The 20,795-nt window shown below is 73.3% G+C and carries 16 protein-coding genes; 5 read left to right on the forward strand and 11 right to left on the reverse strand.

The genetic code is table 11. The features are described from left to right. Together ALMP_RS10280 and ALMP_RS10285 are read right to left on the reverse strand one after the other, a co-directional pair. Positions 1–379: carboxyl transferase domain-containing protein (locus ALMP_RS10280; protein WP_375803466.1), on the reverse strand; the 379-nt coding region annotated here is incomplete at its 3' end. Between the two features lie 20 nt (positions 380–399). Further along, entirely contained in the window at positions 400–2,265 is a 1,866-nt protein-coding gene (locus tag ALMP_RS10285; protein ID WP_264926088.1) for a hypothetical protein, read from the reverse strand. A 244-nt stretch (positions 2,266–2,509) separates the two neighbouring features. Here ALMP_RS10285 and ALMP_RS10290 point away from each other — a divergent pair, with 244 nt between their 5' ends. Continuing rightward, positions 2,510–3,187, forward strand: a complete 678-nt coding sequence (locus tag ALMP_RS10290; protein WP_264926090.1) for a hypothetical protein — start codon at positions 2,510–2,512, stop codon at positions 3,185–3,187. A 90-nt stretch (positions 3,188–3,277) separates the two neighbouring features. Here ALMP_RS10290 and ALMP_RS10295 read toward each other — a convergent pair whose 3' ends face one another. From ALMP_RS10295 to ALMP_RS10315, 5 genes are all read right to left on the reverse strand, one after another. After that, a complete protein-coding gene (locus ALMP_RS10295) occupies positions 3,278–4,408 on the reverse strand; it encodes a beta-ketoacyl synthase N-terminal-like domain-containing protein (RefSeq protein WP_264926396.1) in 1,131 nt (376 codons plus the stop codon). A 311-nt stretch (positions 4,409–4,719) separates the two neighbouring features. Then, positions 4,720–5,478 (reverse strand): IclR family transcriptional regulator, encoded by a 759-nt coding sequence (locus ALMP_RS10300; protein ID WP_264926092.1) that lies wholly within the window; start codon positions 5,476–5,478, stop codon positions 4,720–4,722. After that, entirely contained in the window at positions 5,475–6,419 is a 945-nt protein-coding gene (locus tag ALMP_RS10305; protein WP_264926093.1) for an ACP S-malonyltransferase, read from the reverse strand. The genes ALMP_RS10300 and ALMP_RS10305 overlap by 4 nt, the downstream gene beginning before the upstream one ends. A 200-nt stretch (positions 6,420–6,619) precedes the next feature. Next, the gene (locus tag ALMP_RS10310) at positions 6,620–7,423 is read right to left on the reverse strand and encodes a LuxR family transcriptional regulator (protein ID WP_264926095.1); all 804 of its coding nucleotides are present in this window, start codon (positions 7,421–7,423) and stop codon (positions 6,620–6,622) included. A gap of 73 nt (positions 7,424–7,496) precedes the next feature. Beyond that, a complete protein-coding gene (locus ALMP_RS10315; RefSeq protein WP_264926097.1) occupies positions 7,497–8,222 on the reverse strand; it encodes a LuxR C-terminal-related transcriptional regulator in 726 nt (241 codons plus the stop codon). A gap of 824 nt (positions 8,223–9,046) precedes the next feature. Between ALMP_RS10315 and ALMP_RS10320 the strand changes: the two genes are divergently transcribed. The 3 genes from ALMP_RS10320 to ALMP_RS10330 are packed head-to-tail and all read left to right on the forward strand — an operon-like array spanning position 9,047 to position 13,290. Continuing rightward, positions 9,047–11,839 (forward strand): non-ribosomal peptide synthetase, encoded by a 2,793-nt coding sequence (locus tag ALMP_RS10320; protein ID WP_264926098.1) that lies wholly within the window; start codon positions 9,047–9,049, stop codon positions 11,837–11,839. 39 nt (positions 11,840–11,878) lie between these two features. Beyond that, positions 11,879–12,817, forward strand: a complete 939-nt coding sequence (locus ALMP_RS10325) for an NAD(P)-dependent oxidoreductase (protein ID WP_264926398.1) — start codon at positions 11,879–11,881, stop codon at positions 12,815–12,817. A 14-nt stretch (positions 12,818–12,831) separates the two neighbouring features. Continuing rightward, positions 12,832–13,290, forward strand: a complete 459-nt coding sequence (locus ALMP_RS10330) for a nuclear transport factor 2 family protein (protein ID WP_264926099.1) — start codon at positions 12,832–12,834, stop codon at positions 13,288–13,290. Positions 13,291–13,371: 81 nt separating this feature from the next. Here the strand turns inward: ALMP_RS10330 and ALMP_RS10335 are convergent, their stop codons facing one another. After that, positions 13,372–14,313 (reverse strand): LysR family transcriptional regulator, encoded by a 942-nt coding sequence (locus tag ALMP_RS10335; RefSeq protein ID WP_264926100.1) that lies wholly within the window; start codon positions 14,311–14,313, stop codon positions 13,372–13,374. A 131-nt stretch (positions 14,314–14,444) separates the two neighbouring features. Between ALMP_RS10335 and ALMP_RS10340 the strand changes: the two genes are divergently transcribed. Next, positions 14,445–15,110: an FMN-dependent NADH-azoreductase gene (locus tag ALMP_RS10340; RefSeq protein ID WP_264926101.1), complete on the forward strand. Its 666-nt coding sequence runs from the start codon at positions 14,445–14,447 to the stop codon at positions 15,108–15,110. Between the two features lie 44 nt (positions 15,111–15,154). On the opposite strand, the gene ALMP_RS10345 is transcribed toward ALMP_RS10340, so the two are convergent. The 3 genes from ALMP_RS10345 to ALMP_RS10355 all read right to left on the reverse strand — a co-directional run bounded on the left by ALMP_RS10345 (position 15,155) and on the right by ALMP_RS10355 (position 20,738). Then, entirely contained in the window at positions 15,155–16,183 is a 1,029-nt protein-coding gene (locus ALMP_RS10345) for a polyprenyl synthetase family protein (protein WP_264926102.1), read from the reverse strand. Between the two features lie 294 nt (positions 16,184–16,477). After that, positions 16,478–19,831 (reverse strand): S8 family serine peptidase, encoded by a 3,354-nt coding sequence (locus tag ALMP_RS10350; protein WP_264926103.1) that lies wholly within the window; start codon positions 19,829–19,831, stop codon positions 16,478–16,480. 28 nt (positions 19,832–19,859) lie between these two features. Beyond that, the gene (locus tag ALMP_RS10355; RefSeq protein ID WP_264926104.1) at positions 19,860–20,738 is read right to left on the reverse strand and encodes a DUF3152 domain-containing protein; all 879 of its coding nucleotides are present in this window, start codon (positions 20,736–20,738) and stop codon (positions 19,860–19,862) included. Between the last annotated feature and the right edge of the window lie 57 nt (positions 20,739–20,795).

Consider the following 20,795-nt stretch of genomic DNA (forward strand, 5'->3'; position numbering starts at 1 on the left):
TGAGCGACACCAGCGGCGCACCGGCCGCGATCGCCATGTCCATGATCTTGTGGATCTTCGTGGCGTGGGCCTCGCCCAGCGCGCCGCCGAAGATACGGAAGTCATGGGCGTAGACGAAGACCGTACGGCCCTCCACCGTGCCCCAGCCGGTGATCACACCGTCGGTGTACGGCTTCTTGGCCTCCAGACCGAACCCGGTCGCCCGGTGCCGGCGCAGCTGCTCGACCTCCTGGAAGGACCCCGCGTCGAGCAGCAGCTCGATCCGCTCCCGGGCGGTCAGCTTGCCCTTGGCATGCTGCGCCTCGGTCGCCTTGGCCGCACCGTCCAGGATCTCCTCGCGGATCAGCGTCAGTTCGCTCACCCGGTCGTGCATCGACATGGCCGAATTCCCTTCTTCCCTCAGCTGATTCGCGCGGCGACGGCGTCGCACAGCGCGTAGACGGCACGACGCGCCGGCAACGACGGCAACGGACCGACGGCGGCCCGGGCCTCGTCGAGCCACCAGCGCAGAAACTCCTCACCCCAGCCCTGGACCGGCCCGGCACCGCTTGCCCGCCGGAGCGGGGCGGACCACGGGGAGACGATCCCCGGGCCGCTCACGAGGGGGCTCCGGTTGTCCGCGGCGGGGTCCCGGGGAGCGGGACGCCTGCCGGCGGGCCCGGGTCCCGCGGGGGCGAGTCCTCGACGGTTCGGCTCGGCTCCCCCGGCGGCGGAACCACGGGGCTTCGGTACGGGTCCCGTGGCGCCGGAGCCTCCAGGCTCCGACACGGCGGCTCCCCCGGCGGCGGAACCTCGCGACTCCGACACGGCCCCCTTGGCGGCGGAGCCCGGCGCGGGCTCGCACGAGGCGGCGCCTCGGCTGTCCGGCGTGGGTCCCCAAGGGGAAGAGCTTCGGCTGTCCGGCCCGGCTCCCCAGGGGGAAGGGCCACGGCTGCCCGTCACGGGGGCGCGACGGGCGGGGCTTCGGCCGTCCGACGCCGGTCCGAAAGCAAGGCCTGGGCCGTCCGCCGGTCCGAAAGCGAGGCCTCGGCCGTCCGCCGGTCCGAAAGCGGGGCCTCGGCCGTCCGCCGGTCCGGAAGCGGGGCCTCGGCTGTCCGGCGCCGGTCCGGAAGCGGGGTTTCGACGGTCCGGGACGGGTGCCGGGAGGGCGCCGCTTGCCCCGCCCGGCGCGGGTGGCCAGGAAGTCGGGCCTCGACGGCCGGCCAGGCGGGCCCGGACGTCGTGGCTGCCACGGCCCGGCACGGATTCCCGGGCGTCGTGACTGCCACGGTCCGGCACGGGTTCCCGGGCGTCGAGACGTCGGCCGTCCGCCACCGGGGCCCCGGAGCCGCGCCCCTCACACTCCGTCGCGGGCTCCCAGCCGTCGGAACGCCGGCCGTCCGCCACCCGCCCCCAAGCGGCACGGCCCCAGCCGACCACCGCGAATGCCCGGCCCCGCGCCGACGTCCCGGGGGGACGACCGCCCGCCCCGGACCGCCGGGCGCCGGTACGCCCCGGCGCCGAGGCGCGCCGAGAAGCCGCGCCGTCGTCGCCCGGGTACAGGTCGTCGGCGAGGCGGAGGGCCACGCCGAGGTGTTCGCCGCAGCGGATCAGGGCCCGCACGTACGGTTCGGGCGCCCCGGCCTGCAAGGCGCCGAGGCCGAGCGCCATGCCCAGCAGCGCCGCGGTGCCGCCCGCCGTGACGTCGACGTAGTGGGTGACGGGGTCCTCGCCGGGCGCGGGTCCGGTCAGCGCGCGCAGTTGGACCGCCGCCAGTCGGCCCGCGGTGCGGGCGTTGAGCCGCAGCGCGGCGGGACCGAGGCCGGCCGCGAGCTGCGCGGAACGGGCCAGCAACCAGTCGGAACCCGCCGTCGCCCCGGCCGCACCCGCCGCCGACCGCGCAGCCGCACCTCCGGCCGTACGTCCAGCCGTACGTCCCGTCACCCCCGCCAGGCCGGTCACCGCCTCGGACGTCAGCAGGGACAGCTGCACCAGCTCCGCGACGACCGCCGCCCGGGTCACCCCTTCCCGCCACGGCTCGCCGAACTCCGCGCCGAGCAGACCGAGGAACAGACACAGCCGCCCGCCGTCCCGCCGCGCGAACCGGTCGGCCCGGGCGACGGCGTGCGGATCGGGCGCGCCGCGCACCCAGTCGGCCAGACACTCCTCCGCCGCGTCCATGGCCTCGCGCATTCTGGACTCGAACTCCGGCGCCCGCAGATCCAGTTGCCCGGGGAGACCGGTTTCCTCCTGCACGGAGTCCGCACGCGACTGAGCGAGACCCACGAGAACAACCCCTTCCAGCACACCGAGAAGCAGAATTCGCCACCCAATGGCGGCACCTGAGGACGACTCTCACACCCCGCCCGAACCGGTCCAATGCCGCTGTCAGGAAAGTGCCAGTACAGCGCGGAGAGCACCGCGCACCAGTCGGCTTCACCTTCCTGCCAACCTTTTCGGCGGCACCCGGACCGGCCCGCTCCGGCCTTTACGCTGCCATATCGAAGAACTCGAAGAAAGGAATAGGAAATTGACCAGACGATTCGCCTGCGCCGCACTCGCCGCCGCCGGACTGATTTCCCTCTTCACCGGTACGGCCACCGCCGCGCCCGCGGGCGGACCGCAGAGCCCGCAGAGCTGTGAGGGCGTACGGCTGACCGGATCCCTGCCGGTGCCGCCGGCCGGCCTGTCCGCGCGGCAGACCGTCACGATCGACGAGGACTGCACCCCCCGCCTGGGCAAGGTGCGCTACGTCCCGATCAATGCCCCGGCCGCCGCGGCGCCGGAGGGAGTGGCTGCCGCGGACGCCACCAGCCGCAAGGTCCGCAGCTGGAACGAGATGTTCGACTGCTGCAACATCCGCATGACCGGGCTGTACACCACGGCCGACTGGAACGTCGCCGACGGCAGGATCACCACGGCGTCCACGGCCGCCACCCAGGGGTGGAACCGGGAGCCGTGGGACGCCGGCTGGTCGCTGAAGTCCTCCGGCAACACGCAGGACTGCGCCACCGCCTGCTCGTCCGTCACCGCGAAGGCCGACGCGTCCTTCACCTACAAGGGCATCTTCGACACCAGCGGCGACCGGTACGCCAACACGCACCACACCTCGGTCCGGCTGGCCGCGGACGGCACCGCCACATGCACATTCGACGTCGAACTCAAGAACACGTTCATCGGCTGGAACTGGCAGCGCGGCTGCGAGTGACGACCGTCGGCCGGGGACGTACGCCCCCGGCCGACCGGAGGCGGGGACCGCAGGCGCGACGCGGGCCCCGCCCGCCCGGCCGTACCCCCCTCACATGCCCCGCGCCCCCTCCACGATGGCCACCGCGTTGATGCCGCCCAGCCCGAAGGCGTTCAGCTGAGCCAGGTTCAGATGCGGTGCCACCGCCGGTTCGTCGGTCACCAGGCGGAACGGGTGGTTCTCGCCGCCCGGCTCGGCGGGCGGGGCGGTCGGCGGTACGCGTCCCTCGTTCAGCGCCCGCAGGCCCACCACCAGGCTCAGCAGCCCGAACGCCCCGGAGGTCCGTCCGGTCGTGGAGGTCACCGCCGTCATCAGCGGCGCCGCGGCCGACTCGCCGAGGACCGCGGCGAGCGCGGCCGCCTCCGCCCGGTCGCCCGCGGGCGTCCCGCTGCCGTGCAGCATCACCAGGTCGACGTCGGCCGCCTTGACCCCGGCGAGCCGGTGCGCGGCGCGCATCGCCTCCGCGATGCCCTGCGGTGAGGGCTCGGTGACCCGGTGGGCGTCGCAGTTGACGGCCACCGCGCGCAGCGCGCCGTGCGCCCGTTGCGCCGGCCCGCCCGCGCGGCGCAGCACGATCGCGGCGGCGCCCTCCCCCATGGCGACGCTGCGCCGGTCCCGGTCGGCCGGCCGGGCCCGCTCCATCAGCCCGTACAGGGACTCCGTCAGCACGTCGACCCCGGCGACGATCACCGTGTCCAGCGCGTCCTCGCCCTCCTGGCCCAGCAGGTCGGAGGCGAGCGCCAGGGCGTACAGCGAGGCCGCGCAGGCGTTGGAGAAGGTGTGGGTGACCTCGACGCCGAAGCGCTCGCGCAGCGCGGTGCCGAAGTCGAGGCCGGAGTCGGCGAAGGGCGAGCCGTCCCGCCACCACAGCTCCAGTGAACGCAGTTCCCGCATCCCGGTGCCGACCAGGACGGGGATGCCGCTGAGATCCTCCCCCAGGCCGGCGTCGGCGGCGGCCTGGCCGACCGCGTCGAGCAGCAGCCGGGTGGCCCGCCCGGCGACGTCGGCGCCGGGCACCGGGCGGTCGTCCACCTCATAGCCGTAGGGGGCGCGGAAGCGGGAGGCGTCGAAGCCGCGCAGCCGGGACGGGCCGCTGCGTCCCGCGCAGAGGCTCTCGAAGAGTTCGTCGATCCCTGATCCGGTGGCCGCCACGGCCCCCAAGCCGGTGATGGGACGGCTCACCGGCTCGTCGCGCACGACAGTGGACACGCCTTGTACCCCTTCGCGGAACGACCGGCCCGAAGACCGGGTGGTTGGCCTGGACTCGTTGTGGTGATGACACGCAAGCGCTGTCCGGTGACGGACACCCCGGCGGCCGGCGCCGCCAGACGACCGGGCGACCGGGCGACCGGGCGACCGGGCGACCGGCCGGGCACGGCGCCCCGACGGCCGGGGCCGTCCGACGACGGACGACCGGTCCCGCACGCCGACCCGACAGCCAGGGCCGTCCGACGACGGACGACCGGTCCCGCACGGCGACCCGGCGGTCGGGGCTATCCGGCGACCGGGCGTCGTACCGCCCGTGACCGGCGCAGCCCGTCGCTGAGTTCGCCGGCCGCGTCGATGGCCGCGCCCAGCAGCAGCCGGCTCGGGGTGGACGGCATCCGGGGGCCGCGGCCGGTCAGGGCGAGCGCGGCCACCACCTGGTTGCCCAGAGCGCATACCGGTACGGCGGTGGAGACGGTTCCGGGCAGCATCGGGTCGGGTCCGTGCGCCCAGCCGCGCTGGCGGACCACGGTGAGCTGGGCGGCGGTGAAGCGGGCGCCGCGCAGCCCTTCGTAGAGGCTCTCGGGTTCCTCCCAGGCGAGCAGCACCTGGGCGACGGGGCCGGCCGTGGCGGGGCGCGCGGTGCCGACGGGGAGTTGTTCGCCGCCGGTGGCCTCCGCGGAGGTGCCGATGCAGATCTGCTCGGCGCCGTGGCGGCGGAAGAGGCGGGCGTGCAGGCCGGTCAGCGCGTGCAGGTCGTCGAGGACCGGGGCGGCGGCCTTGGCGAGCTGGTCGCGTCGTACCTCGACGGCGATGTTGCCGAGCCGGGGGCCGACCACGAACCGCCCCTGGAAGTCCCGGGCGAGCAGCCCCAGCCGCTCCATGCCCTGGGCGATGCGGTGCACGGTGGGGCGGGCGAAGCCGCTGACCTCGACGAGCTGGGCCAGCGACGCCGGGCCCTGCTCCACGATGGCGAGCAGGGTGGAGGCCTTGTCCAGCACGCCGATGCCGCTGATCCGCGTGGGCGGCCGGGTCGCGACGCTCATCGCTCCACCGCCGGCGGTGCGGGCACGGCGGCGGGGCCGTCCACGGAGATCACGTCGACCTCCGGGTCGATACGGCGGATCAGCCCGGCCAGGGTGCGGCCGGGCCCCAGTTCGATCAGCCGGCGGCAGCCCAGCCGTCCGGTGAGGGTCCGTACACCGCTCTCCCACAGCACCGGGGAGGTGAGCTGGCGTACACCGAGGTCGGGCCAGTGGTGGCCCTCGGCGTGGGGTTCGGCGTCGACGTTGGCGACCACCGGCAGGTGTGCCGGGGTGAACGGCGTCTGCCGCAGCGCGTCGCCCAGGGCCTCGGCGGCGGGCGCCATGTAGGGGCTGTGGAAGGCGCCGCCGACGTCGAGGCGCAGCATCCGGGCGCCGATCGTGCCGGCCCGGGCGCCGACCTCGGCGACGGCGTCGCGGGAGCCGGAGACCACGGTCTGGCCGGGGGCGTTGACGTTGGCGACCCAGACGTCGGCGCCCTCGGAGCGGATCTCGGCGACCAGTGCCTCGACCTGCTCGGAGGGCGCGGCGACCAGGACGCCCATGGTGCCCTCGCGGGCCAGGGCCGCCTCCCGCATGGCCCGGCCGCGGACCGCCACGAGGGCGGCGGCCCGCTCGACGGTGAGGGCGCCGGCCGCGGTGAGGGCCGCGTACTCGCCGAGGCTGTGACCGGCGCAGGCGACCACGTCGGGGCCAAGCGCATCGGACCGTACGGCTTCGGCGTGGGCCATCAACGCCACGGTGAACACGGTGAGTTGGGCGAGGTCTGTGCGCCTGAGCTGTTCCCCGGGGGTGCGCAGCAGCAGCTCCGCGAGGTCCTCCCCGGTGACGGCGGAGATCTCCGCGGTGAGTTCCCAGGAGGGGGTGTCCCGCCAGGGCGCGCCCATCCCCTCTTTCTGCGTCCCCTGCCCGGGGAACACCAGGCCGACCGGTACTCGATTCATGGACTCGCCTTCCGCACGACACTCATCGGTGGGGAGCGACAGGGCCGGGTCTCCCGTGCCCGGGTGGCCCGGCCCCGTGCGCCGACGGCCCATCGGAGGGGGGGTACCGGCCGTCGAGAACGGGACGTTCTCCGCCCTACGGAGTCCCGTTCCTGGTGCTCCATGGAACTGGCCGGGTCGAGCGAGCGGCAACGGCACTTTCAGGAAGATGCCAGTGTGCCGTTGCGCGGCGGTCCGGGCCGGGTCGCCGGTGGCAGCAAACCCAGTTCGGCGGCGCGTACGCCGGCCTGGAAGCGGGAGGTCGCGCCGAGCAGCGCCATGATGTCGGCGACATGGCGCCGGTAGGTGCGCACGGAGATGTTGAGTTCGCGGGCGGCGACCTCGTCGGTGACGCTGGCGTGCAGCGCGCCGAGGATGCGCCGGGCGAGCGCGGCCCGGTCGCGGTCGCCGAAGACGATGCGTTCCCCGGCGGGGACGGCGTGCGCCCACACGTTGTCGAAGAGGGTGGTCAGGGTGTGCAGCACTTCCGGCACGCGGATCACCGAGGCGCGCCGGCCGACCGCCGAGTGGGCGACGACGACGGCGACGGCTCCGTCGGCGATCATCGCCTGGAGCGGGGGGATGCGGGCGATACGGATGCCCACCGGACGCTGCCGGCCCAACTGCTCGCGCACGTAGTCCTCGTCGATGAGCTCGGGGCTGGACAGCAGCCGCACCACGACGCCCTCCCCCGCGCCGTAGATGAGTTCCCGCTCGGTGCGCAGGGCCTGTTCGTCGGAGCCGCGTCGGCGCGCGTGCACGATGTCGATGCTCCGGGTCGCCCCGGCGATCAGCTGCTGCGCCTGGTCGAGCACAGCGTCGTAGTCCTGGTCGAGAACGGTGATCAGCGCCTCCTCCCGGCTGCGGGAGCGGTGCAGCGCCATGGTCGTCTCGATCAGTGACTGGACTTCGAGCAGGGAACGCTCCAGCTCGTCGTCTCCCCTGTTGGGCACGTCGTCTTCCACCCTCTTCATGGTGTGTTGGCAAGGCCGGTACGGGCCGGCCCTGCCCGTACCGAAGATGTCCGCCGGGATGCGGCTACTCCGCCAGCAGTCCGAACTCCACGGCCCGCACTCCCGCCTGGAAGCGGGAGTTGGCGTCGAGTTCGCGCATGATCTCCGCGACATAGCGGCGGTAGGTCCGCAAGGACACGTTCAGTTCGCGGGCCGCCGTCTCGTCGGTGTAGCCCGCGCGCAGCCGCTCCAGGATGTTGCGGGAGAGCTCGGTGCGCAGCCGCGGGCTCAGCTGGAGGTGGTCGGCCAGCCGGCGGCCGCGCGACCAGGCGCTGGCGAAGAACAGTTCCAGGGCGCGGACGGTGGCGGCGTCGTGGACGACGGCGGCCTGGCCGGCGCCGCCCTCGGCGGGCCGCACCAGGGCGGACGAGCCGTCGACGACGATGATGGCGCGCAGTTCGCTGCCGGACACCCGGACCGCGCAGTGGCTGTCGCCCCGGTCGGCCAGCGGGGCGAGAGCGGATTCCGCGATGTCGGCGGCGCACAGCACACGCACGGTCACCTGTGCGGGGACGCCGGCCAGCGACCGCACGGCGGCGTCGGTGAATTCGCCGGAGTCCGTCAGCATCGCGCACACGGTGTGGCGGGCGGGTCCCACGAGTGACTGGAGGACCTCCGCGATCTGCACCCCTTCGGTGCGGGCCACCGGCGTGGGCGCCTCGGAGCGCTGCCGGTGCATCGAGACCGTGCTCTCGATCAGGGCGCTCGCCTCCAGCAGCGCCCGTTCCAGGTGGGCCGCGTGATCGGCCACCTCCGATCCCGCCGGTACGGCTGCGGATCCCTGTTCAACCACCGACTCCGACATGACGTCCCCCACGTCTTTGAAGCCCGTCCGCCCACGGCGCACCGCGAGCGGTCACCGGTCGTCCCGGACTCTCCCTGCTGAGTCCGGCAGGCGGAAATGCGTTGGAAATTTAACTTCTCAACAAGAAGAAGATCATAAGTGTCCTGACAGTAGTTGACCGGTTAAGCCGGAGTCAACCGAGCCGCAGAAGGCCCAGATAGACGAATACTCGCCATTCCCAACCCCGACATCTCGCAAGAATCGGGCGGCCGTTCCGGTGTCGCTGTCAGCAAAGTGCATCAGAACGCGGAAACGGAGCTTCAACTTACTCTTTTCATCACCGGACGCACCGACCGAGTCACACACCGTGGCACCTCTGTCCATTAGCGGCCAACCGTCCCACTGGTCGAGCAGCGCCTCGCTTACGGTCACATCGTGACCACAGGACGCACACGTGGAACGCACTGCACATCCGCACCATGCGCCGGGACTCCCGGTCCGCCCCGGTACCGACCGGGGGCAAAAGGGATGAACCGCACATGGGGCCGCAAAAACAAGATCACTTTTCCATAAGCGTCCGTGCAGCTCGGATAAACCAGTGAGACGGCTCGACCTCTTTACCGGGCCCAGCTTTTCCGCGACCCATTTCATGGATTCCACGACGCGACGTAGAAATCGAGTCGAACAGCACATGAAGGTGTCGCCGCCGAAACAGCTCCGGGATTTCGACCAGCACACGTCACGTCCAGTCAGCACGCGCCCCACGCACCCCCAGGCAAAGGGAGAAACCCGTGCACACCACGCCCCACCGGACCATCGCCGGCCTTCTGCTGAGCGCGGCCTCGCACCACCCCCACTCCGGCATCCGCCACTGCCTCGGCGGAGCCACGGCCGAGTTCCACGACCAGAGCTACGCCGAACTCGTCGACGACGCCCTGCGGGTGCTGGCCGGACTGCGCGAGCGCGGTCTGCGGCCCGGGGACAAGCTCGTCCTGCTCCTGGAACGGCCCAGAGAATTCCTCACCGCGTTCTGGGCGGCCGTCCTCGGCGGCATGGTCCCGTGCCCCATGGCCCCGCTCGGCGGCGACCCCGAACGCGCCGCCGCCCAGCTGCGTCATGTGCACGCCCTGCTCGACGGGCCGCTCGTCGTCACCGGCGACGCCGGCCACGGCCTGCCGCCGATGGACGGCCTCGCCCTCGCCCCGTTCGACACGCTGCGCCGCGCCGCGCCCGCCGAGCCGTACCGCGACGCCGCGCCCTCGGACACCGCGGTCCTCGTGCTCACCTCCGGTTCCACCGGAAACTCCAAGGCCGTGATGCTCACCCACGCCAACCTGCTGGCGTCCATGGCCGCCAAGAACGGCCACCAGCGCCTCACCCCCGACGACACCACCCTGAACTGGGTCTCCTTCGACCATGTCGCCGCCCTGCTGGAGGGCCACCTGTTCCCGCTGTCCACCGGCAGCCGCCAGCTGCACGTGGAACCGCGCGTCGTGCTCGGCGAACCCCTGGAGTTCCTGCGGCTGATCTCCCGGCACGGCGTGACGATGACGTTCACCCCCAACTTCCTGCTGGGCGCGCTGCTGAGCGCGGCCGACCGGCTGGACACCGAGGGCGAACGGCTCGACCTGACCCGGCTGCGGCACATCATCAGCGGAGGCGAGGCCGTGGTGTGCGCCACCGGCGAGACCTTCCTCGACCGGTTCGCCGCCCACGGCCTCGCCCGCGACGCGCTGTGGCCGGCCTTCGGGATGACCGAGACCTGCGCCGGCAGCGTCTACTCCCGCAAGGGCTTCCCCGACCTCGACCGCGGCCAGGAGTTCGCCGGCCTGGGCACCCCCGTCGAGGGCCTGCGCATCCGGATCGCGGACGCCGACGACCGCGCGCTGCCCGAGGGCGAGACCGGCGAACTCCAGCTCACCGGCCCCATGATCACGCCCGGCTACCACAACAACCCGCGGGCCACCGCCGAGGCGTTCACCGCCGACGGCTGGTTCCGCAGCGGTGACCTGGGCCGGATCGTCGACGGCCGGCTGAGCCTGGTCGGCCGCAGCAAGGACAGCATCATCGTCAACGGCGTCAACTACTTCAGCCACGAGCTGGAGACCGCGCTGGAGCAACTGCCCGGCGTGACCGGCTCCTACGTCGCGGTCTTCCCCACCCGCGCACCCGGCGACGACACCGAACAGGTGGTGATCGCCTTCCGCCCGGAGGCGGCCGACGGCGACGAGACCGCGCTGTACCAGGCGCTCGTGGCGATCCGCAACACCGTGGTCCTGCACTGGGGGTTCCGGCCCGCGCTCGTCCTGCCGCTGCCCCGGGAGGCCTTCCCCAAGACCAGCCTCGGCAAGACGCAGCGCGCCCTGATGCGCCGCCGCCTGGAGTCCGGCGCGTACGACGACGCGCGGCGTGCCGTGGCCGACCTGACCCTGCGCATGCTCGGTGGCCACACCCCGCCCGCCGACGGCACCGAGCGGACCCTCGCGGACATCTACGCGGAGATCCTCGGCGCCGACCCCGCCACGATCGGCGCCGACGCCAACTTCTTCGAACTCGGCGGCACCTCACTGGACATCCTGCGGCTGCGCAGCAAGGTCGCCCAGCGGCTCGGCGCCGGCCGGCTGGAGGTCATCACCGTGCTGCGGGCGCCCACCGTCCGCGCCCTGGCCCGGCAGCTGACCGCGACGGCCCCCGGCACCCCCGACAGCCCGGACGCCTACGACCCGGTCGTGCCGATGCAGACCAGCGGCACCAAGACCCCGCTGTTCTGCGTGCACCCGGGCGTCGGCGAGGTACTCGTCTTCGTCAACCTCGCCCAGTACTTCGTGGGCGACCGTCCCTTCCACGCGCTGCGCGCCCGGGGCTTCAACGAGGGCGAGAAGCCCTTCGCCACCTTCGAGCAGATGGTGGACTGCTATGTCACCGCCGTCCGCGCCCGGCAGCCGCACGGCCCCTACGCCCTGGCCGGCTACTCCTTCGGCGGCGCCGTCGCCTTCGAGATGGCGAAGGTGCTGCGCGCCCAAGGCGAGCGGGTCGACTTCGTCGGCAGCTTCAACCTGCCGCCGCACATCAAGTACCGCATGGAGGAGCTGGACTTCGCCGAGACGGCCGTCAACCTGGCCTTCTTCCTGGCGCTGATCGACCGGGAGCAGTCCCGCCGGCTGCCGTCGCGGTTGCGCGGGCTGTCCATGGAGGAGCAGATCGCCCAACTCGTGGAGCTCTTCCCCGACGAGCGCATGGCGGAGCTCGACCTGGACGCCGCCAAGTTCGGCACCTGGGCGGAGCTCGCCAACGCCCTCACCGACCTCGGCCGCGACTACCGGCCCGAGGGCACCGTGGAGTCGATGAGCGTCTTCTACGCCACCCCGCTGCGCGGCACCAAGCAGGACTGGCTCGACAACGAGCTGCGCCGCTGGGACGAGCACACCACGGGACCCAACCGCTACATCGAGGTCCCCGGAGAGCACTACACCCTGATGGGCCCGCGGCACGTGGCGTCCTTCCAGGCGGCCCTGCGCCAGGAACTGGACCGGGCCCTCGCCGACGCGGACGCCGCGCACCGGCGGCAGGCCGGCGACCGCTGACACCGCACACCACACATCACGATGGGGGAGCAGACAGAGATGTTGAAGGGCAAGAAGATCCTGGTCACGGGGGGCACCGGGCAGGTGGCCCGGCCGGTCGCGGAGGCGCTCGCCGAGCACAACGAGGTCTGGTGCCTGGGCCGGTTCGGCACCCCGGGCGTCGAACGGGAGCTGAACGCGCGGTCCGTCGTCACCCGGCACTGGGACATGGCGGACTCCTCGGGCGGGGCGCTGGAGGACGTGCCGCGGGACTTCACCCACGTCATCCACTCCGCGGTGCTGCGCGGCGACGACGGCGACTGCAACGCCGCCGCCGAGATCAACGCGGTGGCCACGGGACGTCTGATGACGCACTGCCGTACCGCCGAGTCGTTCCTGTTCGTCTCCACGGGCGCGCTCTACGCCCGGCAGACCCTCGACCACGTCTACACCGAGACCGACCCGGTCGACGCGGTCGCCGACTGGCTGCCTGCCTACCCGGTGGGCAAGCTCGCCACCGAGGGCGCGGTCCGCGCCTTCGCCCGCGTGCTGGACCTGCCGACCACCATCGCCCGCCTCAACATCGCCTACGGGCCCGGCGGTTACGGCGGCGTGCCGATGCTGTACTTCCGGCGGATGCTGGCCGGCGAGCCGATCCCGGTGCCGCTGGAGGGACAGAACTGGTGCTCGCCGCTGCACACCGACGACCTGGTGGCCCAGGTGCCGCGGCTGTGGGAGGCCGCCGGCGTCCCGGCCACGCTGGTCAACTGGGGCGGGGACGAGTCCGTCGGCATCACCGACTGCGTCCGCCTCATGTCGGAGCTGACCGGGGTGCCCGCCCATCTGGTGCCGAGCCCGGTCACCCGGGAGACGTACCGGTTCGACCCGACGCTGCGACGGGCGCTGACCGGTCCCTGCGCGGTCTCCTGGCAGGACGGCATCCGCCGGACCCTCGAGGCCCACTTCCCCGAGCACGTCCGCCGGCCCGCCCACGTCTGAGGAGCAGCACGCACATGTCCCACAACCTGCTGACGAAGCCCCAGCCCACCGCCCGGACCGAATCGGCCGAGCGCCCCGCGTCCCCGAACGTCGAGCTGATCCGCGCCGCCTACCGCGCCTTCCACGCCCGCGACGTGCAGGGCCTGCTCGGCGCCCTCGCCCCCGACGTGCGCTGGATCCACCCCGACGGCATGGCCGACTACCGCCTCGGCGGCACCAAGCACGGCCACGCCGGGGTACGGGAGTTCCTCGCCCGCGTGCCCAGCGTGCTGGGCGGCATGCGGCTGGAGCCCCAGGAGTTCCTGGAGGCGGGCGACCGCGTCGTGGTCTTCGGCGAGCGGTACGTCACCTCCGTGGGCGGCCGCACCGAACGGCTGAAGTTCGTGCACTCCTGGACGCTGCGCGACGGCAAGGTCGCCGTCATGGAGGACATCTTCGACACGGTCCTGCTGCACCGTCTGATCGAGAGCTGACCGGGAGCAGACCGAGTCGTTCCCCGCCGGAGGCCCGCGCCGTCGGGCCTCCGGCTGCCGGTTCCCCGGCGCGGACGCCGCTCAGCCGCGCCAGGCCAAGGCCGCCTCGGAGAGCCCGGCCACCGCGTCACGGACCTCCGCGATGACGGCGGCGACGGCGGGGCGCTCCAGGGCTCCGCCGCGGGCCACCAGCGACAGATGGCGGACCAGTTCCAGGCCGTCCAGGTCGATCCGGCGCACCGGGTAGCCGGGCCGGTCGGGGACCAGGTCCGGCATGAGGGAGACGCCCCAGCCGAAGGAGACCAGCCCGAGGACGGCCTGTGTGTCCCCGGTGCGGGCGACCACGTCGGGGGTGAAACCGGCCCCGGCGCAGGCGTGCAGCACGAGTTCGCCGAGGCCGGAGTCGGCGGTGAGGACCCAGGGGCGATCGGCGTATCCGTCGAGCGTGCGCGGCAGCGGACGGCCGCGCGCGGCGCCGGAGAACTCCGGCTCGGGCCCGACGACCAGCCGCACCCGGTCCCCGGCCAGCGGTTCCTCGTGCAGTCCGACGACGGGCGGCTCCGGCACCTGGTCGTAGCGCACCGCCAGCGCCAGGTCGACCTGGCCCAGCCGCACGGCCTCGCGTGCCCGCCACACGGGCAGGCCCTGCACGGTGATCCGCAGGTCGGGGTGGGACCGGCGGACCCGGGTCAGCGCGGGCACGATCAGGGCCGGTCCCTCGTGGAAGGGCACCCCGACCTGGAGTTCGCCGCTGACCCGCCCGGTCATGGCCCGCAGTTCGGACTCGGCGGTCTCCAGCCCGGCGAGGATGCGCTCGGCGTGGTCGACCAGCAGCCGTCCGGCCACCGTCAGACAGGCCCGCCGCTTGCCCCGGTCGAGGAGTTCCGCGCCGGTCTCCGCCTCCAGCGCGGACAGTTGCTGGGAGACCGCCGACCGCGTGTAGTTGAGGGCCTCGGCCGCCGCCGCGATCGACCCACGGGCGTGCACCTCCCGCAGCAGGACGAGTTTGCGTACGTCGAGCATGGTCCGTCCCGTCATTTCCGCTTACGCCGACCGTCTGCAAATGCCACGCCAAGAGACGGGACTTGGGAGCGCGCCGACCGCTTGAATGGTGTAGCCGTACATCCGCTCCGGCACAAAGGAGTAGTCCGCGCATGGCCACCCTGCTTCACCTCGACTGCAGCGCGCGTCCCGAGTCGGTCTCGGCGCAGATCACGGCGGAGTTCGCCGCGGCGTGGCATGTCGCGCACCCGGAAGGCCGGCGCGTCCACCGGAACCTGGCGGCGGACCCGGTGCCCCATGTGGACGGGGCCCACATCGAGACGGTCACCCGGCTGGAGACCTCCGGCACGCTGGACCTCGGCGAGGCGCGCCGGGCGGCGCGCACCCTGGCGGAGCGGCGGTCCTGGGGGCTGAGCTGGAAGCTCATCGACGAGCTCCTGGCCGCCGACGTGCTGCTGATCGGTCTGCCGATGTACCACTTCTCCGTCCCCTCCGTGTTCAAGGCGTGGCTCGACCGGGTGGCCATTCCGCCGCTGTTCGTGTCCCCCAAGACCGGCCGGGGCCCGCTGTCCGGCACCCGGGTCGTGGTGGCCACGGCACGGGGCGCCACATACGGGCAGGACCTGCCGTACGAGGATTTCCAGGAGCCCTATGTGCGGGCCGCGTTCCGGGCGATCGGGCTCGCCGACGATCTGGTGTTCCTGCACGCCGAGATGACCAAGGCCGGGCATGTGCCGTGGCTCGCCCCGTTCCGGGCGGCGGCCCTCGGCTCGCTGAGGCAGGCCGTCGAGGGCGCCCGGGAGGCGGCGCGCCGCTGACCGCGGGCCACGAGGGGGCGGCGGGGGGCCGGGGGCCGCCGCGGTCAGTGCGACCGTGAAGCCACGAAGTCGCACAAGGCGTCCAGTGCCCGGCGCGCGGCGCCCGGCGGCAGTTCGGACAGTGCCGAGCGGGCCCACGCGAGCCGCTCGTCCATCATGGCCCGCGCCCGGGGCAGGGCCGCGGACCGCTGCAACAGCGTCAGCGCCCGCTCCCGTGCCTCGTCCGGTATCCCGTCGGGCCGGTCGAGCAGCGCCCGCAGCTCCGCGTCGGCCGGGTCCGTGCCGTCGACCACCAGCAGCACCGGCAGCCCGGCCACCCCGACCGCGAGGTCCTTGCCCTGTTCCTTGCCCAACTGCCAGGACGGCGCGGTGATGTCGAGCAGGTCGTCGGCGATCTGGAAGGCCACCCCGAGGTGCTCCCCGTAGCGGGCGAGCGCCTCGTCGGTGCCGCGCGGCGCGCCCGCCTGGAGGGCGCCGAGCCGCAGGGCGAAGGCGATCAGCGACGCCGACTTGTCGGAGATCACGCCGAAGTAGTGGGCCAGCCGGTCCTCGGGGACGGCGGGCCCGGTCAGCTCCAGCACCTGTCCGCGCACCAGCCGCTCGGACGCCTCGGCCTGGAGCGGGATGGCCTGCCGGGTGAGGTCCGCCGACAACTGGGCGGCCTTGGCGAGCAGCCAGTTGCCCGACCGGACGGCGACGGTGTTCCCCCAGCCGGCGTTCACACTGATCACGCCGTGCCGCATGCTGGCCTCGTCCATGACGTCGTCGTGGTGGAGCGAGGCCGTGTGGATGAGTTCGGAGACCACGGCGGCCTCGACGACCCCGGCACGCCCCGGATCTCCGAACTCGGCACCCAGCAGCGTGAGCAGCGGCCGCATCCGCTTGCCGCCGGCGACGACCAGATGGCCGGCGACATCGGCGAGCAGCGGCGCGGACGCCTCCCCCACACAGGCCAGGAGCCGTTCCTCGACCAGGCCGAGGTTGCGGAGCATGCGGCGTTCCAGGGCCTTCTCCCGCACAGTGAGCCGGGCGACGATGGACCGACCGCGCACTCGGGCGGTGAGCGCGGGCATCTGCTTCTCCTCTGGGTCACGGCCGTCGGGCCGGGGCACTCAGCCGGAGCGTAGGAACGCCCGCCGCCCCGGCAGCGCCCCCTGACCGCAAGCGGCCACCCCCTCTTCGGAGAACCACCAGGTCACGGCAGCGACGCCGACGCGTGTGGCAGCAACGTGCCACACCTGTTGGCGGACCGGAGCCGTCGTGCGGTCCGCACCGCTTCCGGATCCATGGCGCGCCCCGGCCCTTGGGCGCGTCTGCCCGGGACGGCCCGGGGGCCGTCCCGGGCAGAGCCGGGTGCGACGGAAGGGTTACGGGACGGTGAGGTAGGCGCGTTCGATCGTCTGGACGAGCGTGTTGCCGTCACGGTCCGTCAGTCGCGCGCGCAGGGAGACCGACCCCGCCCGCGCCGGGTGCCGCAACGACAGGTGCGTGCCGCCGACGGCCTTGGCGGGCTGCCAGGTGGCGCCGTCGTCGTACGACACCTGGAAGGCGAGCTTCGCGGGTCGCTGCCCGGCCGCCGCGCCCTCGACGGTGAAGGGGACCTCGAAGCGCCTGCCCGCCTTCGCCGTGCTGGCCGGGGTCAGGTCCGGGCTGAACCGGATCGTCGACAGCGGCAGCGCGGTGAAGGTGTCCTCGGGTGTCCTGGCGGAGCGGAAGGTCCACTCGGCGCGGACGCGCGTGCTGACGGCGTACACGGCCGGGTCGCGGGAGTTGTCCACGGTCAGCTTGTAGGTGGTGTCCGCGGCGGGAACCTTGTACTCGGTGACGCCGTCGGTCGGCGGGATGCCGTACTCGTCGGACATCTCCTTGCCGTCCGCCTCCAGCCTGGTCGTCACGGAGGTCGTGTCGCTGGTGCCCCAGTGCCCGCCGCCGTCACCGAACAGCGGGAGGTACGCCCGCAGGGTGTCGCCGGAGCGGGCGACGCCGGGGAAGCCCCTGGCCGGTCCGGGGGAGTCGGGGCCGCCCAGGGCCGGGCCGAAGACGCCGACAGCGAACCGCTCCTGGTAGCCGCGGCCGGCCTTCCAGGTCTGCGGCATCCGCATGAGGAAGTTCTCGAAGACCGACTCCTGGCCCTCGCCCGAGACCTGCCAGGTGCGCACCGACCACTTCACACCGTTGTCGAGGATGTACTCGGTGCTCCGGAACGGGAGATCGCCCCGCATGTCGGTGAAGCCGGGCACCAGGTCGCCGTCGGGCAGGTGCGGGGTCACCTCCACCTGGACGCGCCGGCCGTCGACCGCCTCGCCCACCTGGAGGTCCACCTTGGCCAGCTGCCTCTGCTCGACTCGCGCGGTGAAGCCGTCCAGGCTGCCCTCCCGGTACCAGGCGGCGTGGTAGTCGACCGGCCTGCCGTTCCCGTCCTTGCCGGTCCAGCCGCCGGAGTACAGGGCGGTCAGCCGCTCCACGGCCTCCCCGCCGCCGAGCCGTCCGAACCGCGAGCCCTCGAAGGTGGGCATCAGGTACTGGAAGGAGCCGTCCCTCAGCCCCTCGCCCCGCCCGAAGCCGATCGCGACGGTGGCGTCGGTGTTCTCGGCCGCCGGGTCCGGCACGGTGATGTCCACCGGCTTCGCCTGCCGGGCGTCGACGGTGACCGTCCTGTCGCCGTCCAGCCGGAACCTCGGCTCCAGCAGGACCGCGTGGGTCGGGGACGAGGTCTGCGGGTGAATCACGCCGCTGAGGATGTAGTCGCCCTTGGGCAGCCGTACCGTCAGCTCGCCGTCCCGCTCGTCGGCGTACTCGGCGTAGAAGTCGCTGTAGAGGCCCGCGACCGAGGTCGCGGCGTCGCCGGTCGGCCGGCCGTCCTCGTCGATGTGCTTCAACGTCAGGGTGTACGACTCCACCTCGCGCGCCACTCCGACGGCGGACCGCACCTGGACCTCGCCGTCGGCGGAGGTCGCCCGCACCGAGCCGCCGAAGCTGCCGTCGGCGCTGCCCGCGCGGGTGTCCGCCGTGACCTCGGCGCTCGCCGTGCCGCCCGCCGGAACCGTGACCCGCTGCGGTGAGACGCTGAACATGCCCTCGGCGGCGGGCTTCCCGTCCACCGCGTAGGCGTCGACGGACAGATCCAGGGTGACCGGCTCGGTGCCGAGGTTGCGGTAGGTGAGCCGCTTGGTGGACGGCTCGTCGTCGTCGTGCGGCCACCGCTGCTCACCGAAGTCGAGCGGGCCCTGCTCGGTGACGACGCTCTGCTCCAGCGCCCGGACCAGGTCCGCGCGTCCGGTGCCCTGCTGGAAGGAGCTGTACGCGCCCGGCTCGGCCGAGCCGGTCAGCACCGCCTTGAGGCGCTCGCCGCTGAAGTCGGGGTGCTGCTGGGCGAGGAGGGCGGCGGCGCCCGCGACATGCGGGGTCGCCATGGACGTACCGTCGAGGGTGGCGTAACCGGGGACGCCGGAGGGGTACTCGCTCTCGACGAAACTGCCGGCCGCCGCCGCGGCGGTGATCTCCACACCGGGCGCGGTCAGGTCGGGCTTGACCCCGCTGTCCCCGACCCGCGGACCGCGGCTGGAGAAGCCGCCGAGCACGTCGGACTTGTCGACCGCGCCGACGGTGAGCGCGGCGTCCGCGCTGCCGGGCGAGCCGACCGTGCCCTCGCCGAACTCGCCCTCGTTGCCCGCCGCGACGACGAACAGCGCGTCGGACTCGGCGGAGAGCCGGGTGACCGCCTCCTCCAGTGGGTCGGTGCCCGGCAGGTCGGTACCGCCGAGGCTCAGGTTGACGACGTCGGCGCCCTGGGCCACCGCCCACTCCATGCCGGCGATGGCCCAGGAGTCCGCGCCGAAGCCGGTGTCGTCCAGGACCTTGCCGTTGAGGATCTTCGCGCCCGGCGCCACGCCCTTGTACTTGCCGTCCGACTTGGCGCCGGTGCCGGCCACGGTGGACGCCACGTGCGTGCCGTGGCCGAACGTGTCGCCGGGACCGGTGGAGCCCGAGAAGTCCTTCTCCTCGATCACCTGTCGCGCCAGGTCGGGGTGGGAGGTGTCGACTCCGGTGTCCAGGACGGCGACCTTCACCCCGGTGCCGTCGTACCCGGCGGCCCAGGCCGTCGGCGCGCCGATCTGCGGGACGCTCCTGTCGAGGGAGGCCTTGCGCCGGCCGTCCAGCCAGACCTTCTCGACGGCCCCGGACGCCTCGGTGGTGACGGTGTCCCAGAGGTCGGCCGCCCGCTTCTTGACGGACCGCATCGACTTGCCGTTGACCACCGGCAGCGCACGGCCCATCCGGGCCCCGGCCTCGGTGAACGGGCTCATCGAGGGCGCTTTGTCGCCCTTGAACGTGACGATCAGCGGGACGTCGGAGCGGCCCGCGTCGTCGTAGCCGTCCTCGATCAGCTGCGTCACGTCGAACAGCCGTGCGTCCAGCTTGTTCTGGGCCAGCAGCAGTTCGGCGTCGCCCGGGACGACCCGGGTGTGTCCGGCGACCTCCCGGACCGAGAAGGGTATGTCCTTGCGGCCCGGGGCCCGCTCCACCCCGGTGACCCGGCCGTCGGCGTCGACCAGGACCCGGTCGCCGGTGACCAGCGTGACCGTCTTCACCGCGGCAGCCGTACGGCCGCCCGCGGTGCCGACGGCTCCGGCGTCGGCCGGGAGACCGGCCAGCACCATGGCCGCGGTAGCCACTCCCGCGGCCATGGCCGCGTGTCTGTGGCGTGCGCGTAACCTCATCTGCACTCCTGTTCGTCGGGGGGAGGTGTCACGGGACGGCGGGGCCCGTGATCGGACGGCCGTCGCTGTCGTACGGCCAGACATTGGGGACGCAGCCGGACATGCCTTTGATCTGCTGCATCATCGCGGGGGCCGGCTTGCCCGGCCCGGGGCAGGTGACATGGCCGTGGCCGAGGAAGTGGCCCACCTCGTGGTTGATGATCAGGGCGCGGTAGGCGGTGACGTCCTTGGCGTAGACGGGAGTCGCCAGCACCCAGCGCCTGAGGTTCACCATCACGTCGCGGTTCACGCTGCAGTTGACCCTGCCGCCGGTGTCGAGGCCGCCCTCGGCGCAGATCCGGTCGACGGTCGCCGGGGTGGCGAGGCGGACCACGAAGTCGGCGGGGCCGGTGGACACCCGCCGGAACGCCGAGTGTCCGTCGGCCGTCCAGCCGCGCGGGTCGGCCAGGACGCGCTCCACCTCTGCGGCGGTGTCGGCGGCGGACAGCGTGATGCCGTCCTCCACCTCGACGCGGTAGCGAAGTGCCGTTCCCTTCCCGGCCTTGGCGCTTTCGCCGGGCGCGGTGACGAAGGTTCCCGGGCCGCGGTGCGGGAGAGGCGTACCGGACGGGGACGGCTCGGATCGCGGTGGCTCGGTGGTGCCGCGCGCCGGACTTCCGGCGGGGGCGGCCAGCCCGGTCGCCGGCGGGGGCCCGTCGGCGCCGCTTCGTCCGGCCGCCACCGATGCCCCGGCGCGTGCCTCCGGCGGCGCCGTCGGCGCGCGTCCGGCATCGTCCTGTGTCCACATGGCCACCGCGCCGCCCACGGCCCCGAGGACGGCCGACGCGGCCAGTGCTCCCGCCAGTCGCCTTCCGCGCGCGGAGGGCTTGCGGCGACGGCGGGAGGGCTCTCGCTTGTGCGCTGTCACGGTCGTTCACGATGTGATCGCCATGTGATCGGAACCGGCCCGGGAGATAACGAACCG

It is taken from the genome of Streptomyces sp. A012304 (assembly GCF_026008495.1).
GTDB lineage: Bacteria > Actinomycetota > Actinomycetes > Streptomycetales > Streptomycetaceae > Streptomyces.